This window comes from Streptomyces rectiverticillatus (genome assembly GCF_013394065.1).
Taxonomy (GTDB): domain Bacteria; phylum Actinomycetota; class Actinomycetes; order Streptomycetales; family Streptomycetaceae; genus Streptomyces; species Streptomyces rectiverticillatus.
Window position 1 is genome coordinate 1,526,106 of the sequence record NZ_CP040752.1, and the last position, 18,921, is coordinate 1,545,026.

General features: G+C 73.6%; 18 protein-coding genes. 3 read left to right on the plus strand and 15 right to left on the minus strand.

All coding sequences use genetic code 11. The annotated features are described in order from the left end of the window. The first annotated feature begins 93 nt into the window (after positions 1 to 93). Positions 94 to 351, plus strand: a complete 258-nt coding sequence (locus tag FGW37_RS06370; RefSeq protein ID WP_391835280.1) for a hypothetical protein — start codon at positions 94 to 96, stop codon at positions 349 to 351. Positions 352 to 391: 40 nt separating this feature from the next. Here the strand turns inward: FGW37_RS06370 and FGW37_RS06375 are convergent, their stop codons facing one another. From FGW37_RS06375 to infC, 10 genes are all read right to left on the minus strand, one after another. Next, entirely contained in the window at positions 392 to 922 is a 531-nt protein-coding gene (locus FGW37_RS06375; RefSeq protein ID WP_058045202.1) for an NUDIX hydrolase, read from the minus strand. A 46-nt stretch (positions 923 to 968) separates the two neighbouring features. Continuing rightward, positions 969 to 2,306, minus strand: a complete 1,338-nt coding sequence (locus FGW37_RS06380; RefSeq protein ID WP_058045201.1) for a tetratricopeptide repeat protein — start codon at positions 2,304 to 2,306, stop codon at positions 969 to 971. A gap of 80 nt (positions 2,307 to 2,386) precedes the next feature. After that, a complete protein-coding gene (locus FGW37_RS06385) occupies positions 2,387 to 3,442 on the minus strand; it encodes a PP2C family protein-serine/threonine phosphatase (RefSeq protein ID WP_179080165.1) in 1,056 nt (351 codons plus the stop codon). A 266-nt stretch (positions 3,443 to 3,708) separates the two neighbouring features. Then, positions 3,709 to 6,219 (minus strand): phenylalanine--tRNA ligase subunit beta, encoded by a 2,511-nt coding sequence (gene pheT / locus FGW37_RS06390; protein ID WP_179080166.1) that lies wholly within the window; start codon positions 6,217 to 6,219, stop codon positions 3,709 to 3,711. Then, positions 6,219 to 7,349, minus strand: a complete 1,131-nt coding sequence (gene pheS / locus FGW37_RS06395) for a phenylalanine--tRNA ligase subunit alpha (RefSeq protein ID WP_179080167.1) — start codon at positions 7,347 to 7,349, stop codon at positions 6,219 to 6,221. The genes pheT and pheS overlap by 1 nt, the downstream gene beginning before the upstream one ends. A 165-nt stretch (positions 7,350 to 7,514) precedes the next feature. Then, positions 7,515 to 8,687: a sensor histidine kinase gene (locus tag FGW37_RS06400; protein WP_179080168.1), complete on the minus strand. Its 1,173-nt coding sequence runs from the start codon at positions 8,685 to 8,687 to the stop codon at positions 7,515 to 7,517. Positions 8,688 to 8,727: 40 nt separating this feature from the next. Continuing rightward, positions 8,728 to 9,561, minus strand: a complete 834-nt coding sequence (locus FGW37_RS06405) for a TrmH family RNA methyltransferase (RefSeq protein WP_179080169.1) — start codon at positions 9,559 to 9,561, stop codon at positions 8,728 to 8,730. A 150-nt stretch (positions 9,562 to 9,711) separates the two neighbouring features. Further along, the gene (gene rplT, locus FGW37_RS06410; RefSeq protein WP_030369869.1) at positions 9,712 to 10,098 is read right to left on the minus strand and encodes a 50S ribosomal protein L20; all 387 of its coding nucleotides are present in this window, start codon (positions 10,096 to 10,098) and stop codon (positions 9,712 to 9,714) included. A 92-nt stretch (positions 10,099 to 10,190) separates the two neighbouring features. Then, a complete protein-coding gene (gene rpmI, locus FGW37_RS06415) occupies positions 10,191 to 10,385 on the minus strand; it encodes a 50S ribosomal protein L35 (RefSeq protein ID WP_030369870.1) in 195 nt (64 codons plus the stop codon). 125 nt (positions 10,386 to 10,510) lie between these two features. Then, positions 10,511 to 11,176 carry a translation initiation factor IF-3 gene (gene infC, locus FGW37_RS06420; RefSeq protein ID WP_179080170.1) on the minus strand — a complete coding sequence of 222 codons (666 nt, stop codon included), beginning with the start codon at positions 11,174 to 11,176 and terminating at the stop codon, positions 10,511 to 10,513. 319 nt (positions 11,177 to 11,495) lie between these two features. Between infC and FGW37_RS06425 the strand changes: the two genes are divergently transcribed. Beyond that, positions 11,496 to 11,885, plus strand: a complete 390-nt coding sequence (locus tag FGW37_RS06425) for a DUF1844 domain-containing protein (protein ID WP_179080171.1) — start codon at positions 11,496 to 11,498, stop codon at positions 11,883 to 11,885. A gap of 44 nt (positions 11,886 to 11,929) precedes the next feature. On the opposite strand, the gene FGW37_RS06430 is transcribed toward FGW37_RS06425, so the two are convergent. The 4 genes from FGW37_RS06430 to FGW37_RS06445 all read right to left on the minus strand — a co-directional run bounded on the left by FGW37_RS06430 (position 11,930) and on the right by FGW37_RS06445 (position 16,067). After that, positions 11,930 to 12,781, minus strand: coding sequence for an MIP family channel protein (locus FGW37_RS06430; RefSeq protein WP_179084540.1), 852 nt, complete (start codon positions 12,779 to 12,781; stop codon positions 11,930 to 11,932). Positions 12,782 to 12,899: 118 nt separating this feature from the next. Continuing rightward, positions 12,900 to 13,634 (minus strand): SseB family protein, encoded by a 735-nt coding sequence (locus tag FGW37_RS06435; RefSeq protein ID WP_179080172.1) that lies wholly within the window; start codon positions 13,632 to 13,634, stop codon positions 12,900 to 12,902. Positions 13,635 to 13,992: 358 nt separating this feature from the next. Continuing rightward, entirely contained in the window at positions 13,993 to 15,186 is a 1,194-nt protein-coding gene (gene mycP, locus FGW37_RS06440; protein WP_179080173.1) for a type VII secretion-associated serine protease mycosin, read from the minus strand. Further along, on the minus strand, positions 15,183 to 16,067 hold the full coding sequence (locus FGW37_RS06445) for a hypothetical protein (protein ID WP_246430293.1): 885 nt from the start codon (positions 16,065 to 16,067) through the stop codon (positions 15,183 to 15,185). Before FGW37_RS06445 ends, mycP begins: the two co-directional genes overlap by 4 nt. A gap of 202 nt (positions 16,068 to 16,269) precedes the next feature. Between FGW37_RS06445 and FGW37_RS06450 the strand changes: the two genes are divergently transcribed. Then, the gene (locus FGW37_RS06450; protein ID WP_179080174.1) at positions 16,270 to 17,490 is read left to right on the plus strand and encodes an amino acid deaminase/aldolase; all 1,221 of its coding nucleotides are present in this window, start codon (positions 16,270 to 16,272) and stop codon (positions 17,488 to 17,490) included. A 131-nt stretch (positions 17,491 to 17,621) separates the two neighbouring features. Here the strand turns inward: FGW37_RS06450 and FGW37_RS06455 are convergent, their stop codons facing one another. Next, positions 17,622 to 18,890 carry an HAD family hydrolase gene (locus FGW37_RS06455; RefSeq protein WP_179080175.1) on the minus strand — a complete coding sequence of 423 codons (1,269 nt, stop codon included), beginning with the start codon at positions 18,888 to 18,890 and terminating at the stop codon, positions 17,622 to 17,624. Positions 18,891 to 18,921 lie beyond the last annotated feature (31 nt).

Genomic DNA, 18,921 nt, shown 5'->3' on the forward strand with positions numbered 1-18,921 from the left:
ATATACCCCCCGCACACGCTCCCGCTCCGCGCGACGACACGGTTGACTCGGCTCGTCGGACACACAGGAGTCATTCCGGAAGGGGTACGGAAAGTGACCATGCATCCCGAGCAGGCCACCAGAACGGCTGAGCTCGCGGAGCTCCGTCGTAGCCTCGATGTCGGCGTAGTCCGCATCGACGGCCACCTCGCCCTCCTCACCCAGCGCAGCGATCAGTCGGAACGCGACATCACCGAGATGGCGGACCGGGTAAGGGCCCTGGAGCACGGCAGGTGGCCCCTGCCCTCACTGGCCGCGCTCACCGGTGTCGCCGCCCTGGCACTCGCCGTCTGGCAGGCGACCGGCCGGTGAGCGCGGGGCGTGCCACGGCCGCCGCTCGCGGGGCCGGCCGCTAGCCGAGCCGGATGTGGTGCAGCAGCAGGAGCGCCGCCGCCATGTTGGCGGCCGGCACCTCGCCGCGGCCGATCATGTCGGGCACCAGCTTCAGCGGCACCCACTCGCGCCGGTCGGACTCGAAGTCGTCCTCCGGGTCACCGATGTACTCGGCCTCGTCCGACCAGTAGATGTGGTGCCGGGCGTCGGTGAGGCCGTTGGACGGCTCGACCGACATCAGGTGCCGCAGCGGGCCGGGCCGCCAGCCGGTCTCCTCCTCCATTTCCCGGGCCGCCGCGCCGGCGAGGTCCTCGCCGTCCTCGACGACGCCGGCGGCCAGCTCCCAGCCCCAGTTGTCGGTGATGAAGCGGTGCCGCCACAACAGCAGGACCTCATTGGCCTCGTTGACCACCGTGGCCACGGCGACGGGCCGCAGCCGGATGAGGAAGTGGTCGAGGTGGCGGCCGTCGGGGAGTTGAACGTCTGCGAGATTGACCCGGAACCAGCGGTTCGCATAGACCGTCCGCTCCCTGAGATTCTTCCAACGCACGTGTTGCCACCTTCCGCCGAGGTGGCCACCTCCCCGGGCGCTGTCCTCACAGGGGCACGCGCAACGCCCCGTCGATCATCTCCGCGGCCTCGGCAGTGGCCGCACACCCGCTTTCGATCAGATGCTCGCGCACCGCCCGGAGTCTGTCCCGTAAGCGCTGCGATTCCATGCCTCTCGCCTGCTCGGTCATCTCCCGTGCGGTGGCCACCGCCTTGTCCGCGTCTCCTTGACGCAGCTCGATGTGCGTGAGCATGGCGAGCCGGTGGACACGTCCCCGGTCGTGGGCGGGGGTGTCGACGGCCCGGTCCGCGTGCTCACGGGCGGGTCCGAGGTCGCCGAGGCTCAAGAGCGCCTCCGCCACCTGCACGTTCACCAGACCGGGCTGCACATAGCCGGTCTCGGCGGGCTCCTGGCCGCGGCGGATGCGCTCGGCGGCGGTCTCGGCGCGGCGGATGCAGGCGAGCGCGCCGGCGCCGTCGCCGAGCCGCGCATACGCCTTGGCCTGCATGGCGTAGAGATCGGCCGCGAGGGCCGGGGTCAGCTCCGTGCCCGCGGCCCGCAGCGCGGACTCGGCGAACGCCACGGCCTGCCGGTACTCGCGCATGAACAGCGACTGGTTGACGAGCAGGGCGATGACGTAGCCGCCGAGACCGCGGTCGCCGCTTGCCTTGGCCAGCCGCAGCGCCTGGTGGAAGTAGCGCTGGGCCAGGCCGTGCGCGTCGGAGTCGTAGGCACAGATGCCGGCGACGGCGACCAGCCCGCCGGTGGCCCGGTGCAGCTGACGGCCCGTCTCGTCGGTGTAGCTGCCGCGCAGCAGGGGGGCGGCCTCGGCGTTGAGGAAGCCGACGACGCGGGCGCGCGTCGCGATCCCGCCCGCCTTGCGGTACATCTGCTCGTAGTGGGTGCGGGCCGCGCGCAGCATCTCGATGTCGTCCATGGAGACGCGGGTGAGGCCGCGCCGGGAGACGTCGGCGTCCTCGGGAGGGTTCTCCCACTCCCAGACCGGGATGACGGCGGGGGTCCCGGTGACGGCGGGGGCGGTGACGACGTGCTCGCGCTGCTGCTCGTCCGAGCGCCAGAGGGCGGTGGCCCGCTCGACGAAGCCGGAGAGCGGGGTGTTGGGCAGCCGCGGGCTGCCCGGGGTGCCGAGGCCGATGTCGTCCAGGGTCAGCGCGCGGTGCAGCCGCTCGCCGAGGACTTCGCAGATCAGGTCCGGCACCTGGCCGCGGGGCCGCTGGCCCTTTAGCCAGCGGGCGACGGCCGTGTGCTCGTAACGCAGCGCCAGACCCCGGGCCCGGCCTGCCGCGTTGACGTGGGCGGCCAGGCCGGCATGGGATATGCCCGCTTCGTCGAGGATGGCGTCAAGGAGAGTGTTGGGCTCCATCCTGCCCTCCGCATGCGCTCGGTGGGGCCAGCGTAATGGAGATCCCTTCGCACGGGGTGTGAACCGGCCGTGGCTGAGCGTCAGCGGCGAGGGCGGCCCGAACGGGCCAGGCAGGGGCGGGGCTCGCGCCCCGGCGCGATGCAGCGCTCGTTGCTCAGCACCAGCAGCGCGATGTCGTCGGAGAGCCGGCCTCCGGTGTGGCGCAGCAGAGCGGCCTGGACGTGCTCGATGACCGCGGCGGGGACGACGGGCGCACGGTCGGCGACGGCGCCGAGGACGCCCGCGAGCGGGAAGAAGGCCCCGGCCGCATCCCGCGCATCCTCCGCACCGTCCGTGTGCAGCACCAGGGTGTCCCCCGGCAGCAGCCGGGTCAGGGGGGCGACGGGCAGCTCGGGCGGCAGCGGGAAGAGCCCGAGCGGCGGCAGCGGATCGCCCCGCCCCACCGCGGCGGCGCGGGGGCCCTCGCAGGCGGTGCGGGAGAGGCGGTACGGCCAGGGGTGGCCGCAGTTGACCGCGGTGACCAGGCCGTCGGGGCGGATCTCCAGCAGCAGGACGGTCACGAACTCCTCACCCAGCCCGCGCTCCTGCTCCGCCCCGGGCCTGGCCTGGGCCTCGGCGCGGGCGCGCTCGCACAGATGGCGCTGCAGGGCACGGTCCAGACGGCGCAGCACATCGGCCAGGGCGGGCTCGTCGTGAGCGGCCTCGCGGAAGCTGCCGAGGACGGCGGCGACGGTGCCGATGGCCGTCAGGCCGTGGCCGCGGACGTCCCCCATGATGATGCGCACGCCGTACGGAGTGGCCAGCGCCTCGTACAGATCGCCGCCGACCAGGGCGCCCTCGCTGACCGACAGGTGACCCCCGGCGAGGGTGATCCCGTCGAGCCGGGGCGGCAGGGGCCGCAGCAGCACGCGCTGGGCGGTGGCGGCGACCTCCCGGGCGCGCTCCAGCTCGCGCAGGAGCCGGCGCCGGCGGCCGGTGACGGCGCATCCCGTGGCGGCGACGGCGAGGATCGCGACCAGGTGCACGCCCTCGCCGCGGGGGCTCACGAGCTCCCACGCGACCACTCCGAGTACCCACAGCCCGGGGAGAGCGAACACCACCCCCCGCGGCCGGCGCACCGCTCTTGTCCGAATCATGCCGTTGGCCCCCCTAGCAGCAATGACGCCCTCGATTCTCGCGAGCAATCAGCGCTAAGTAACGACCCAAGCCTTCAATTCCACCCTATTGAGTGATATTCGGACACTCCTGAGTGAGGAAACGCGAGAGGGGCGCATCCGCTTCACCGGATGCGCCCCTCGTTCAGGCCGCAAATGCCTGCGTTCTCCTCGGCTTCTTTCAGCTGTTCCAGCTGTTTTCAGCCGCGGCCTCCGCCGGGCGGGCGGTCACGCGGCATCACACAGCGTCACGCGCCGCGCAGCACCGCGCCCGTGCGCTCGACGGCCGCGGCCACGGCGGCGTCGCGCGCGCCGGACGCCTCCTCGGCCGTCAGGGTGCGGTCGGCCGCGCGGAAGCGCAGCGCGTACGCGAGCGACTTCTTGCCGGCGCCGATCTGCTCGCCGGTGAAGACGTCGAACAGACGCAGCGACTCGAGCAGCTCGCCCGCGCCGGACCGCAGCGCGGCCTCGACGTCGGCGGCCGCCACCGAGGCGTCCACGACGAGCGCGACGTCCTGCGTCGCCACCGGGAAGGAGGACACGTGCGGGGCCTCGACGGCACCGGTGCCGGCCTGCTGCAGGACATCGAGGTCGATCTCCATCGCGCAGGTGCGCTCCGGCAGGCCGAAGGCCTTCACGACGCGCGGGTGCAGCTCACCGGCGGAGCCGGCGAACACCTCGGCGCCGTCGACCACGGCGTAGAACGCGGCGCAGCGGCCCGGGTGGAACGGCGCCCGCTGGTCCTGACGGACGATCAGCGGGGCGCCCGCCTCGCGCGCGACCGAACGGCCGGCCTCGACGGCGTCCGCCCAGCTGGCCGGACGGCCCTTGCCCCAGTAGCCGGCGAGCTCGCGGGCCCCCGCGAGGACGACGGCGGCACGGCGCGGCTGCCGGGGCAGCGCGGCGTTCAGGCCGGCGATCTCCTCGTCGGTGGGACGGCGGTCGACGGGCAGCCGGACCGGGGTGGTCTCCTCGCCGGTGGGCAGGAAGACCAGGCCGGTCTCGAAGAGGGCCAGGTCGTGCTCGCCACGGCTGTCGTTGCGGCGCAGGGCCGTGAACAGGCCCGGCAGCAGCGTGGTGCGCAGCGCCGGCTCCGCCTCGGAGAGCGGGTTGACCAGGCGCACCGTGGTGCGGCGCGGGTCGTCGGCCTCCAGGCCCAGGTGGTCGAGCGCCCAGTCCCCGACGAAGGGGTAGTTGAGCACCTCGGCGTAGCCCGCGCCGGCCAGCGCCCGGCCGACGCGGCGGTGCAGCCGCTGCCGGTGGGTCAGGCCGCGGCCGGCGGGGGGCGCCGGCAGGGTGGCGGGCAGGTTCTCGTAGCCCTCGAGCCGGATGACCTCTTCGGCGAGGTCGTTCGGGTCGGTGAGGTCGGGGCGCCAGCTCGGGACGGTGACGATCAGCTCGTCCTGCCCGTAGACGTCGCAGCCGACCTCCTGGAGGTGGCGGACGACGGTCTCCCGGCCGTAGTCGACGCCGGCGACGCCGTCCGGGTGGTCGGCGCGCATGGCGATCGTGCGCGGACCGCTGGGCGCGGCGAACTCGGTCACGCCGGCCTCGGCGCTGCCGCCCGCGAGCAGCACGAGCAGGTCGACGGTGCGCTGGGCGGCCGCGGAGGCCGCCTGCGGGTCGACGCCGCGCTCGAAGCGCTTGGCCGCCTCGGAGGGCAGCTTGTGGCGGCGGACGGCGCGGGCGACGGCGACGGGGTCGAAGTGCGCCGCCTCGACGACGACCTCGGTGGTGCCCGAACCGGCGGCGTGGTCGCCGATCTCGGTCTCGGCACCGCCCATGACGCCCGCGAGCCCGATCGGGCCGCGGTTGTCGGTGATGACCAGGTCCTCGGGGTCCAGGACGCGCTTGGTGCCGTCGAGGGTGGTCAGCTTCTCGCCGCGCTCGGCACGCCGGACGCCGATCGGGCCGTCCAGGCGCGCGCGGTCGTAGGCGTGCAGCGGCTGGCCGAGCTCCAGCATCACGTAGTTGGTGATGTCGACGGCGAGCGAGATCGGGCGCATGCCGGCCTTCTGCAGGCGGCGCTGGAGCCAGATCGGGGAGCGGGCCTCGGGGTCGAGACCGGTGACCGTGCGGGCCGTGAAGCGGTCGCAGCCGGCCGGGTCGGCGACCTTGACGGGGTAGCCGAAGGAGTTGGGCGCGGGCACGTCCAGCAGGGCCGGGTCGCGCAGCGGCAGGCCGTAGGCGGTGGCGGCCTCGCGGGCGATGCCGCGCATCGACAAGCAGTAGCCGCGGTCGGGGGTGACCGCGATGTCCAGCACCTCGTCGACGAGCTCGAGCAGCTCGATGGCGTCGGTGCCGGGCTCGTACTCCTGCGGCAGCACGATGATGCCGTGCGTGCCGTCGTCGCCCATGCCCAGCTCCTCGCCGGAGCAGATCATGCCGTGCGAGACCTTGCCGTAGGTCTTGCGGGCGGCGATGGCGAAGTCGCCGGGCAGGACGGCGCCGGGCAGCACGACGACGACCTTGTCGCCGACGGAGAAGTTGCGGGCGCCGCAGACGATCTCCTGCGGCTCACCGGTGCCGTTGGCCGTGCCGACGTCGACGGTGCAGAAGCGGATCGGCTTGCGGAAGCCCTCGAGCTCCTCGATGGTGAGGACCTGTCCGACGACCAGGGGGCCCTTGAGGCCGGCGCCGAGGCTCTCGACGCGCTCGACCTCGAGACCCGCGGCGATCAGCTTGGCCTGCACGTCGCGACCGGTCTCACCGGCCGGCAGGTCGACGTATTCCCGCAGCCAGGAAAGCGGGGCGCGCATCAGATCTCCATCCCGAACGGCCGGGTGAAGCGCACGTCACCCTCGACCATGTCTCGCATGTCCTCGACGCTGTGGCGGAACATCAGCAGTCGCTCGATACCGAACCCGAAGGCGAAGCCGCTGTACTTCTCCGGGTCGATGCCCGCGGCGGTCAGCACGCGGGGGTTGACCATGCCGCAGCCGCCCAGCTCGATCCAGCCCTCGCTGGAGCAGGTGCGGCAGGGGCGGTCGGGGTTGCCGGCCGACTCGCCGCGGCAGACATAGCACTGCATGTCCAGCTCGGCGGAGGGCTCGGTGAAGGGGAAGTAGTTGGGGCGCAGGCGCGTGGTCAGGCCCTCGCCGAACAGCGAGCGCACCATGTGCTCGATGGTGCCCTTGAGGTCGGCCATGGTCAGGCCCTCGTCGATGGCGAGGAGCTCGACCTGGGTGAAGACCGGCGTGTGCGTCGCGTCCAGCTCGTCCATGCGGTAGACGCGGCCGGGGCAGATCACGTAGACGGGCGGCTCGCGGTCGAGCATCGTGCGGACCTGCACCGGGGAGGTGTGGGTGCGCAGCACGACGCCGGACTCGGCCTCCTTGGCCTTCTTGCCCGGGGCCTGGACGAAGAGCGTGTCCTGCATGGCGCGGGCCGGGTGGTCCTGCGCGATGTTCAGCGCGTCGAAGTTGAACCACTCCGCCTCGACCTCGGGGCCCTCGGCGACCTCGTAGCCCATGGCCACGAAGACGTCCTCGATGCGCTCGCTGAGGGTCGTGATGGGGTGGCGGGCGCCGGCCGGCGTGCGGTCGTACGGCAGGGTGACGTCCACCGCCTCCTCGACCAGCACGCGGGCGTCGCGCTCCGCCTCCAGCTCGGCCTGGCGGGCGGCGAAAGCCTTGTTCACGGCACCGCGGGCCATGCCCATGCGCTTGCCGGCCTCGGCCTTGGCGTGCGGCGGCAGCGCGCCGATCTCGCGGTTGGCGAGGGCGAGGGGCGAGCGGTCACCGGCGTGCGCAGCCTTGACCTCGCGCAGGGCCTCGAGGTCGGCGGCCGCGGCGACGGCGGCGAGCGCCTCGTCCCGCATGCGCTCGATCTCTTCCGGTTTCAGTGCCTCGACCTCGACAGGGTCGTACGACTTATTGGGTGCGGACATCTCTTCCCGTGCTTCCGATTGTCCCCCAGCTAGCGCTGGGAGGTGCCCCCAGGCTTCGCTTCGCCGGCGGCGCTTGCCCATCAGATGGGTGCCAAGGTCGTGCCAAAGGTGCCAAAGGTCGAGTCTAAGGGGCGCATGGGGGTCGGTGGGCCCGCGGGCCGCCGCTCAGGCCTGTGAGAGAAAGGCCGGGGCGCCCACGGGCAGGGTAAAGCGGAACCGGGCGCCACCGCCGGCGGCCCGCTCCACGGTGATCGTCCCGCCGTGGGCCTCGACGATGCCCTTGACGATGTAGAGGCCGAGGCCGGTGCCGCCGCGCTTGCTGCCCCGCCAGAAGCGGGTGAAGACGCGGCTCATCGACTCCTCCGGGATTCCGGGCCCCTCATCGCTCACGGTGACCGCCGTTCCCTCCGTGTCCTCCGCGCGCGCCTTCAGCAGCGCCGGCGCCACCTCTATCGTGACGCGTCCCTCGCCGTGGCGCACCGCATTTTCCAGGAGGTTGCCGAGGACCTGGTCGACCTTGTCGGGGTCGGCCCAGAGCTCGGGCAGCGGATCCGTGACCTTGACCTCGAAGCGGTCGGCGCGGTGGCCCGCCGTGGTGTACGCCTGCACGTGGCGGCGGACGGCGGCGACGACGTCGACGGGCTGGCGGCGCAGCTCCAGGCGGCCGGAGTCGATCCGGGAGATGTCGAGCAGCTCGGCGATCAGCCGGGTGACGCGGTCCGCATCGGCGTCGACGGTCTCCAGCATCAGCCGCTTCTGGTCGTCGGTGAACCGCTCCCACTTGGCCAGCAGCGTGGCCGTGAAGCCCTTGACGGACGTCAGCGGCGAGCGCAGCTCGTGGGCGACGGTGGCGATCAGCTCGGCGTGGCTGCGCTCGGTGCGGCGGCGGGCGTCGGTGCCGCGCAGCTGGACGACCAGGCGGCGGAGGGGACCGGCGGGCCGCTCGCGGACGTAGCGCGCGGAGACCAGGACCTCGCGGCCGCCGGGGAGCAGGAGGTTCCGCTCGGGCTGGCCCACCCGGGTGGCCGGCCCGCCGTAGGGGTCGGTGAGCGGCCACCAGCGGCGGCCGTCCAGGTCCTCCAGGGGGAGGGAGCTCTCCAGGGGGCGGCCGATCGCCTCGTCGGGCCGGACCGCGGTGATCCGGGCGGCGGCGGCGTTGAAGCAGGTGATGCGGCCGTTCTCATCGGCGACGACGAGGCCGTCGGGGAGGTCGTCCGGGTGCGGGCCGGGCCCGGTGAGCCCCTGCGTGAGGGGGTCGTCCGGCTCGTCGGACCCGTGCGGCGCACGGGCTGCCGCCGGAGCGGCGTCGGCCACGCTTCCGGAAGTCCTGACGTTCATCATCCGCACCCCCTCCCGACTCCCCCGGGGGGCAACCCTACTAGCTGAAGGTCACGGAGCGGCACCCTCCGGGTGCACGCTGCGCACGGGCGGAGGCGTAGAGGCACACCGCGGCGGCGGTCGCGAGGTTCAGACTCTCGGCCTTTCCGTGGATCGGCACGCGCACCACGGCGTCGGCGAGCGCCCGGGTCTCCTCGGGCAGGCCCCAGGCCTCGTTGCCGAAGACCCAGGCCGTGGGGCCGCCCATGGTGCCCCGGTCCAGCTCGGCGTCCAGGTCGCGGTCGCCCGCGCCGTCGGCGGCGAGGATGCGGGCGCCGACGCCCTGCAGGCCGCTCACCACCTGGTCGACGGGGACGCCCACGGCGACGGGCAGGTGGAAGAGGGAGCCGACGGAGGCCCGTACGGCCTTGGGGTTGTAGAGGTCCACGGAGGCGTCGGTGAGCACGACGGCGTCCGCACCCGCGGCGTCCGCGCAGCGCAGGACCGTGCCGGCGTTGCCGGGGTCGCGCACGTGGGCGAGGACGGCGACCAGCCGCGGCCGGCCGGCCAGGATCTCCTCGAAGGGCGCGTCCAGGAAGCGGCAGAGGCCGACGATGCCCTGCGGGGTGACGGTGTCGGACATCTCCGCGATGACCTCGTCCGTCGCGGTCAGCACGGGCACCCCGGCGGCGAGGGCGGCGGCGACGATGTCCGCGTGGCGCTCGGCGGCGTCCGGCGTCACATAGACCTCGATCAGGTGATCCACGGCCTCGCGGACGGACTGCGGCCCCTCGGCCAGGAAGCGCCGCTCCTTGGCGCGGAAGCTGCGCTTGGTCAGTCGGCGGGCCGCGACGACACGGGGAGATCGCAGAGAGGTCAGCTCGGGGGCCGCCATGGGCTCACTTTCGGTTGCTGGTGTGCGCGGTGCGGTGGTGTGACGGGCCCGGCCGGGCCCGTCACCGGCGGGTGCCGGGGGCCGGACGCGAGCGGACCCGCAGGCCGTGGGGCCTGCGGGTCCGCTTCGCTACAGCCTCGGGGCGCCGGTTCAGGCAGCGGCCTTCGGGGCGTTCACGTCGGCCGGCAGGGCCTTCTGGGCGACCTCGACGAGCGCGGCGAACGCGTTCATGTCGTTGACGGCCAGGTCGGCGAGGATCTTGCGGTCCACCTCGATGTTGGCGGCCTTCAGACCCTGGATCAGGCGGTTGTACGTCATGCCGTTCTGGCGGGCAGCGGCGTTGATGCGCTGGATCCACAGCTGACGGAAGTCGCCCTTGCGCTTCTTGCGGTCGTTGTAGTTGTAGACCAGGGAGTGGGTGACCTGCTCCTTGGCCTTGCGGTACAGGCGCGACCGCTGGCCGCGGTAGCCGCTGGCCGCCTCGAGGATCGCCCGACGCTTCTTGTGCGCGTTGACTGCGCGCTTGACGCGTGCCACTTGTTAACTCCTTGTAGCGGGGCCGTGGTGGATTCTCACACGACCCGAAATCGATTGGGTCCCGGTGTGGACGTGCGGCCGAAGCCGGAACGTCACTTGCCGAGAAGCTTCTTGATCTTCTTGGCGTCGGCCGGGGCCATCTCGGCGTTGCCGGTGAGGCGACGCGTCAGGCGGGACGACTTGTGCTCGAGCAGGTGGCGCTTGCCGGCGCGCTCGCGCAGGACCTTGCCGGAGCCGGTGACCTTGAAGCGCTTCTTGGCACCGCTGTGCGTCTTGTTCTTCGGCATAGCGCCGTTCTCTCCTCGTCGTGGCACTCCCCGGCCCCATCGGGGCGTACGGGAGTGTCATCTGTTTCGGTTGGTGTCCGGGGCGGATGCCCCGGGGGTCATCCGGGGCGCGGGGCGCCCCCGGATCACGCCTCTGCGTCTGCGGGCTCCTCGGCGGCGTCCGCGGGCGAGACGCCGGAGCGCTCCGCCTTACGGGCGGCCTGCGCCTCGCGGGCTTCGGCCATCGCCTCGGTCTTCTTCTTGTGCGGACCGAGGACCATGATCATGTTGCGGCCGTCCTGCTTCGGGTTCGACTCGACGAAACCGAGGTCCTGGACGTCCTCCGCGAGGCGCTGCAGCAGTCGGTAGCCGAGCTCCGGCCGGGACTGCTCGCGACCACGGAACATGATCGTGATCTTGACCTTGTCGCCCTGCTTGAGGAACCGGACGACGTGACCCTTCTTGGTGTCATAGTCGTGCGGGTCGATCTTCGGCCGGAGCTTCATCTCCTTGATGACCGTGTGCGCCTGGTTCTTGCGCGCCTCACGGGCCTTCATGGCCGACTCGTACTTGAACTTCCCGTAGTCCATGAGCTTGCAGACCGGCGGACGGGCGTTCGCCGCCACCTCGACGAGGTCGAGGTCGTACTCCTGCGCAAGCTCCAGTGCCTTGGCAAGCGGCACGATGCCGACCTGCTCGCCACTGGGACCGACAAGTCGCACCTCGGGGACTCGAATCCGGTCGTTGATGCGGGGCTCGGCGCTGATGGATCCTCCTCGGTAGCACCACGCGGCGGCCTGGCGGGCGGCCACGTAACGTCTTTTCGTAAGACCAACCGCGCCGGTGCAACAAAAATGCCCCGACGGGACACAGGCGGGGCTCCATGAAACCGGAACACCGCCACGGCATGCCGCGGGGCGCATCGGGCAGCTCCATCGTCCGTACGGAACGATGGGCGCCGCCTGACCGGAGACCTGCCGGCCTGAGGCCGGGCGAGGTGGGAGAACGGAGCTCCACTTGTGGGCCGGGCACGGGAGTGTCCAGCCGGTCGATCCACAACTCTAGCAGCTGTGGAGCAGGCGTGCTAACCCGTGGCGAACCGATTCGGCACCGGCACGTATCGTGTCCGCCATGAGCGACGCGAACCCCGCCACCCCGGAGAACCAGGGCACCGAGCCCGGTGCGGCCCCCGACTTCGACACCATGACCCGTGACATCGCGGACGTCCCCGCGGTCGAGGTGATCACCACGGTCGCGGTGCACCTGATGAGCTCGGCGGCGGTCAACCTCGGCCTGGCCGAGGAGGGCGAGCAGCACAAGGACCTCGACGAGGCCCGCAAGCTGATCACCGCGCTCGCCGGGCTGGTGACCGCCAGTGCCACCGAGATCAGCAACTTCCACGCCGGACCGCTGCGCGACGGCCTGAAGTCCCTCCAGCTCGCCTTCCGCGAGGCGTCCGTCGTGCCGGACGAGCCCGGGCAGGGGCCCGGCGAGAAGTACACGGGCCCCGTCTTCGGCTGAGCCCCCCGGCCGGCTCCTGCACTTTTCCGCTTTCCGCGCCCCGGTCAGACCGGGCCCGCCGGGCCCGGCCGGCCGGGGCGTTCCCCGCCTTCCCCGCCCTCGTCCCCGGCGTCGCGGTCCTCCCGCGGCTCGGGGCGCTCCTCCGTCGGGTGCGCGGCCGTCGTCGGCCCCTTCGGGTAGTGCGGGAGCGCCAGGTCGTCGGCCAGATTGGCCGGTCCCATCGGCGGATGCGTGACCCGGTGCGCGCAGGCCGCCAGCGCGCCGCCGATCAGCGGCGCGATGATGAACAGCCACAGCTGCGAGAGCGCGCCCCCGCCCGCGAACAGCGCCGGGCCCAGGCTCCGCGCCGGGTTCACCGAGGTGCCCGTCAGCGGGATGCCCACCAGGTGGATCACCGCGAGGGCCAGGCCGATGGGCAGGCCGTCGAAGCCCACCAGCGCGATCTTGTGGGTCACCGAGAGCACGACGAAGACCAGCAGGAAGGTCAGGACGACCTCCGCGAGGAACGCGCCGCCCGTGTTCAGGTGCACGGCCGAGCGGCTGCCCCAGCCGTTGCTTCCGAACGCGCCGTGCGTCTTCAGCCCCGGCACCTGCTTGGCCAGCAGGAACAGCAGCGCCGCGCCCACGATGCCGCCGAGCAGCTGCGCCACCCAGTACTCGATCGCCGTGCGCGGGCTGATGCGGCCCTCCAGCAGTATGCCCAGCGTCACCGCCGGGTTGACGTGGCAGCCCGAGACCGGCCCCAGTGCGTAGCAGAGGGCCAGCAGGGTGAAGCCGAACGCCAGGGCGATGCCGAGGACCCCGATGTAGTCGGCCGCGAGGACCGCGGAGCCGACGGCGAAGAAGACCAGCAGCAGAGTGCCGAGGAACTCGGCGGCGACGGTTCTCGTCTCCACGGAGTCGAGACTTGCGGCCCCCAGCTTCACGTCCATGGCGTCCTCCAGGGATCTCGTGGACCTCTTCGCATTGTCGGTCGATCCACGACGGGGCGCCTGTCGGCCGGCACGGGGCCGGCTAGCGGGTGAAGAGCGGCTCCCCGGGGACGGAGGCGCCGGCGGGCAGCAGGGCCAGGTCGAGGCCGCGGACGAGACGGGCCCGCAGGACCTCGTCGGAGGCCAGCGCCTCCGCCACGCGCTGCACCGCGGCGGAGACCTCGGCGTCGCCGGCCAGGGCCAGGGCGAGTGTGCCGTCCGCGTCCCGCGAGGGGGCCAGGTGGGCGCGGTGCACCGCCGGCTCGGCCGTGAGAACGGCGCGGAGCGCCTCCGCGACCGCCGGGTCCGCCAGGGGGTCGGTGCTCTCGCGGCCCTCGGCCAGGGCCAGCAGGGCCGGGCCCGTCAGCTGGTACGGCACCGGGCCCGCCATGTCGAGGACGATCGTGTCGGCCTTCTCGTGCGCGGCCGCCTGCAGGGCCTGGTGCAGGGGTACGGCCACGGGCCGCGCGTCCGCGCGCCAGCGGGCGAGCGACGCGATGGAGGTGAAGGCCGGCAGGGCCTTGCGGCCGTCCGGCGCCTGCAGCGTCGGCACGGCCATGTCGCTGGTCTTCTCCCGCTTCAGCCCGTCCGGCCCGGTCTCGGCCTCGCCGAGCACCGCCACGACGGGGACGAGCAGGCGCGCACCGCGCAGCGCGGCGAGCACGCGCGGCTCGGCGCCGCGGTCACCGGCCCACGCGGCCAGCGCGGCGGTCAGCTCCGCGTCGGCCGAACCGTCGTCGTCGGAGAACCCGGGATCAGGAATGTTCTTGAGCGCCACCCCGAGAGTCTATGGGGCGCCCCATTCCGGCGCGGGGCGCCCCATGGATAGGACGGCTCACGGGCCGGGGGCGGTTGGCACCGCCGGGCCCCACCGCGGGACGACTCGCCGTCGCGGCGGAGGAAAGACACCCGCCCGGGCGCCCTGCGCGGGACGACTCGCCGTCGCGGCGGGGGACAGGTGCCGCGCCGGCATGAGACAGCGCGGCGCGCAGGTCGGCCGGGCTCTCTGGTCCGCCGAGCCCGCGCTCTCCCTCCGCCGCAACGGCGCGCAACCACCAACCGCCGGATCCGGCGGTGCCGAACCGGCCTCGTGGCCGGGGGCCATGCCGCGGCGGCGGACCGCCGGGCCGCGGTGTTCACGATGGGCGGCGGCGGACCCGCCAGAGGGTGGCGGCTGTGGCTACCAGGGCCGTGCCCAGGGTGGCGGCGGCCGGGGCCGTGTAGTCCGGGGAGTCCTGCGGCGGCGCGGGGGGCCGGCCCGTGGGGTCCGTGCCGCCGAAATACGGGCTGCCGTACTCGCGGGTGACGCGGGGGCCCGGGCCCTCCGGGGTGAGGGACGCGCCGCGGGCGATCGCGGCGGCCGGGTCGACGACCCCGGCGCCGAGCGCGTCGCTGCGGCCGCCCGGCGGGGTGTCGCGGGCCGTGTCCACGAGCAGCTTGCGGATCTGGGCGGGGCTCAGCCCGGGGTGCGCGGAGCGGACCAGGGCGACGGCGCCGGAGACGAAGGCGGCGGCCGCGCTCGTGCCCCAGCCCTCGTAGTAGCGCCGGTCGGGGTCGGCGATGACGACGTCGACGCCGGGCGCGCTGACGGTCGCGTACCACCGGCGCGTGGAGAACGCGGCGCGGCTGCCGTAGCGGTCGACGGCGGTCACGGCGATCACCCCGGGGTAGGCGGCGGGGTAGGAGACGTGGTCGCCCTGTTCGCCGCCGTTCCCGGCGGAGGCGACGACGACGGCGCCCTTGCCGAGGGCGTACTGGACGGCGGCGTCCTCCTGCGGCTCGGGGTGGGCGGTGTCGCTGTCGTCGCCGAGGGAGAGGTTGATGACGTCGGCGCCGTGGTCGGCGGCCCAGCGGATGCCGTCGGCGAGGGCGCTGCCGCGCCCGCTGCGGGCCTTGGCGCGGGAGGGGTCGCCGTCCTCCAGGATCACCCGGACGGGAAGGATCTTGGCTTCGGGGGCGACGCCGAGGACGCCGTCGGCGCCGTCCGCCCCGTGCCCCCGCCCGGCGATGATCCCGGCCATGGCCGTGCCGTGCCGGGCCCAGGCGCGGTCACCGGGGCCAGCGCCGAAGCCGATGAGGTCCTTGCCGGGCAGCACCTGCCCGGCGAGGTCGGGGTGGCCGTCGTCGACGCCGGTGTCGAGGACGGCGACGGTGATGCCGTCGCCCTTGGTGGTCTGCCAGGCCTCTTCGGTGTGGAGTGCGTCGAGCGCCCATTCCTGGACGCGTATGGAGTCGGCGTGCGCGGTCCCGGCGGCGGGCAGCACGGCGAGGGCGGAGGCGAGGAGGACGGTGAGCAGGGGCCGGCGGCCCCTGGGCGCGGCGGCGGTCACCGGGCGTCCTCCTGGACGGTGCGGCGCACGGCCTGCCGGAAGCCGCTCTCCACGCGCCCGGCGAGGGCGGAGGCCTCGTGGCCGAGCCCGGCCTGGGCGGGGGCGGTGGTGGCGCCGGTCCGGGTGGCGAGGGCGGCGGGCTGCGGGGGCGTGCCGGTGCGGCCGTCGGCGAAGCCGGTGACGGCGTAGACGACGGCGGGGGCGTCGGTGAGGATGCTGAGCGCCCAGCTGGCGCGCTGCTCCGTGCCGAAGCGTTCGGCGGCGGTCCCGCGGGGCGCGTACGGGCGGGGCATCAGGTCGGTGCGCTCGTCGAGCCGTTCGTCGGTGAAGCGGCGGCGCAGGTCGCGCATGCCCCGGCCGTCGGTGGCGGTGACGAGCAGTCCGACGGTGGTGACGGCGGTGGAGGTGGCGTCGGTGTAGGTGGCGCGCAGCAGCCGCGTGCAGCCGGCGGGGGCGAGCGCCTTCTGCAGGAGCGGGTCGAATGCCTCCTCGCACCCGCTGTCGGGGGCGACGCCGATCCGGGTCCACACGCGTGCGGCGCCGCCGGGGCCGGCGGCGTCACCGCGCAGCACGGGCGGGAAGAGCTCGTCGACGGGGACGGTCCGCCAGAGCGTGCCGCCGCGGGCGAAGGCGCGTTCGGCGGCGGTGCCGCCGGTGCCGTCCGCGAGCCAACTCCCGGCGGCGGCGCCGCCGATGAGCCCGAGTCCGAGCACGAGGCAGACGGCGGCGGTGAGGGTGCGGGCGCCGCGGCCGCCGTCCGGCTGGGGCACGTGCGGCGGCTGAGCCGGGCGTGGCGGCCGTGGCGGCTGGGGCGCGAAGTAGGAGGAGGCCGGGAGGGGGCGGACGGGCAGCGCGGGCGCGGGGTCCGTCTCGGTGCTCACCCTGCGCTCCCCCTCGTGAGCCGTCTCCCCGCTACCGGGGCCCGGTTGCCCTTCGGGACAGGCCGGTTCGTATCGGGACATCACGCCACCGGGCTGCGGCCCACGGCGTGTGCGCCACTCTACGGGGCGGGCGGCGGGCGCTGCCATCTCGCCCGTGCGGGGCCCCTATCCAGCGCCGGACGCCTCTGGCAAGCTGCGCCCCATGCGCCTTCCCGCCGCACCTCCCGTCGCATGCGCAAGCGCCGAGCGGGCCCGTCTGGACCGGGCGACCGCCTCCTACGACGCGCCGCTGGCCGTGGTCGATCTGCAGGCGTTCGACGCCAACGCGGCGGATCTGGTGCGCCGGGCGCAGGGCAAGCCGGTGCGGGTGGCGAGCAAGTCCGTGCGCTGCCGGGCGCTGCTGGAGCGCGCACTGGTGCGGGACGGCTTCGCGGGTGTGATGAGCTTTTCGCTGGCCGAGTCGCTGTGGCTGGCGCGTTCGGGCATCGAGGACGTGCTGCTGGCGTATCCGTCGGCGGACCGGGCGGGGCTGGCGGAGCTGACCTCGGATCCGAAGCTGGCCCGGGCGGTCACGGTGACCGTGGACGACCCCGCGCAGCTGACGCTGATCGATGCGGCCCGGGCGGGCCGCGAAGAGGTACGGGTGTGCCTGGAGTTGGACACGTCGCTGCGGTTGCTGGGCGGCAGGCTGCGGCTCGGGGCACTGCGTTCCCCGGTGCACGATCCGGAGCGGCTGGCGGATCTCGCACGGTCCGTCGTGCGCCGGCCGGGGTTCCGGCTGGTGGGCCTGCTGGCCTACGAGGCGCATGTGGCGGGTGTGGGGGATGCGGTGGAGGGGCGGCCCCTGTACTCCCGTTCGGTCCGGCTGATGCAGGCCGCGGCCCGCAGGGAGCTGGCGGCGCGCCGCGCGGAGGCCGTACGGGCCGTGCGCGAGGTGGCGGACCTCGAGTTCGTCAACGGCGGCGGTACGGGCAGTGTGCAGCACACCGCCGCGGAGGACGCGGTGACGGAGGTGGCAGCCGGTTCGGGGCTGTTCGTGCCGCGGCTGTTCGACCACTACAGATCGTTCCGCGGCCGCCCGGCGGCCTTGTTCGCGCTGCCGGTGGTGCGCCGTCCGGGGCCGGGCGTGGTGACCGCCCAGGGCGGGGGGTATCCGGCGTCGGGCGCGGCCGGAGCGGACCGGCTGCCGCATCCGTACCTCCCGGCCGGCCTGCGGCTGGATCCCCGCGAGGGTGCGGGCGAGGTGCAGACGCCGCTGACCGGGCAGCCGGCCGACGACCTGCTGGTGGGCGACAAGGTGTGGTTCCGGCACGCGAAGGCGGGCGAGATGTGCGAGCGCTTCGAGGCGCTGCACCTGGTCGAGGGCGACCGCGTGGTGGAGACCGTTCCGACGTACCGCGGCGAGGCGCGTACGTTCCTGTGAGGCCCGCCCGCAACGCCGGGTTCCGGGCCGTGCGCTGTGCTCCTTCGGCAGGAGGGGATACGGGGACCGGTGCGCCGTTCGGCGGCCGGTCCCCGTAGCGCGCGAAGACCTCAGGGGCGGCTCGGGGAGCCTCAGAAGGCCTTGTCGGCCTGGTCCGGGATCACGGAGCCGTCGGCGCGCCGGACGGGCACCTTGGTGCCGTCCTCGGCCGTGGCACCGGTCGTGGAGCACGGGTACGTGCCGGACTTGCGCGGCATCGGCTCGATGAACATCGGGTTGGCGACCCAGCGGCCGTCCGCGTCGTCGTAGGCGCGGCACATCAGCTCGGACTTGTTGCGGTTGATGGCCACGTGCGCGCCGGTGGCGTCGTTGACGAACGTCACGTCGGTGTCGGCGTCGCCCGCGCCCAGCGCGATGCGGTGCTTGAAGTCCTGCTGCTGCCAGGCCTTGGCGCCCTTGATCTTGAAGATCTCCTGGTTGATCATGCAACGCTTGCCGTCCATGTACGGCAGGGCGTCGCCGCGACCGGTCTCGACGCCGCCGCAGCCCTTGATGGCCGTGGTGAGGCGGCCGTGCTTGGTGATGCTGCGGATGCCGATGGTGTGCTTGGCGTCCAGGCCCACGCCGCTCGACCAGGCCTCGGCGATCGGCTCGGAGGAGGCGGAGACGATGTAGACGTCGAAGCCGGCCGCCTTGAGCGTGCGGATGAGGTCCTTCTGCTGGTCGTAGTAGCGGACGTAACCGGCGAGGGTGTGGGTACCGACGGTCTGCTTGGTGCCGACGGGCGCCGCGAGCTGCTCGGCGCGCGCCTGCTTGGCGAAGGAGGTCAGGGCGGCGGGGGTGTGACCGGCGAACAGCTGGGGGATCCAGGCGTAGGCGGGCACGGTGCGGCGGTGGTTCCAGTCGCCGGCGAAGGCGGCGTCCCCGGCCATGGTCTGCGACTTCTCGCGGATCTCGAAGATCTCGTCGGCGCAGGCGGTGTTCTTGGAGGTGGGCAGCGGCCGGCCGGGGCGCACGGCCGTGCCGCACGCCTTGGCCAGGGCCTTGTCGGCGGCCGGGGTGAGCCAGGCGCTGGTGTCCTTCCAGCTCTTCGGCTGCAGGATCTTGTCGTGCTTGAGGGCCCAGGCGAGCGTGGCGTCGGTGATGTCGTTCTTGACGACGGTGTTGTCCCAGTCGAAGGCCGCGACGGGGCGGGGGCCCTTCTTGCCGGAGCAGGTACCGCGCTCGTCGATCATCTTCTGGAGCCTGGCGCGGTTGTCACCGGCCCACGGGAGCTTCTTGTCGAGCTGGGGACAGTTGCGGCGGGGGGCGTCGTGGGCGGGGGCCGCGGTGGCGGGGACCGTCGTGGCGAGGGCCGCGGCGGCAGCGAGGCCGACGACGATGGCGGACTTGGTGCGCATGTGCTCTCTTTGCGGTGGTGCGTGCGATGGC